The organism is Methylobacterium sp. J-067, from assembly GCF_022829465.1.
GTDB lineage: Bacteria > Pseudomonadota > Alphaproteobacteria > Rhizobiales > Beijerinckiaceae > Methylobacterium > Methylobacterium litchii.
In genome coordinates this window covers 1-302 of record NZ_JAKSXZ010000130.1, presented here as the reverse complement: position 1 = coordinate 302, position 302 = coordinate 1, and the positions used below count along the sequence as shown (strand labels likewise).

Genomic DNA, 302 nt, shown 5'->3' with positions numbered 1-302 from the left:
AAATTTGGAATTGTTTGCGGTTTAGTGCACCCTGGGAACGGGTCGGGCTCACCATCCGGAACGCCAAGAAGGCCGGACGCCCGACCGCGGAGGAAACATGAACGAGATCGTCAAGCCGGGCTCCCTGAGCGGCGCCCAGGGCGAGAGACTGACCGAGGCCTTCTACGGGGGCTGCCCGCACGATTGTCCCGACACATGCTCGATGCTGTTCGACGACAAGGACGGTCAGCTCCAGGGCGTACGCGTCAACCTACACCACCGGATGACGTGCGGCGGTCTCGGCGTGAAGCTGAACGTCTACG

1 protein-coding gene is annotated in these 302 nt (G+C 62.9%); it reads left to right on the top strand.

Annotation, left to right across the window (positions count from 1 at the left end):
* Positions 1-97: 97 nt before the first annotated feature.
* On the top strand, positions 98-302 hold a 205-nt coding region (locus MKK52_RS19130), incomplete at its 3' end, for a hypothetical protein (RefSeq protein WP_243956478.1).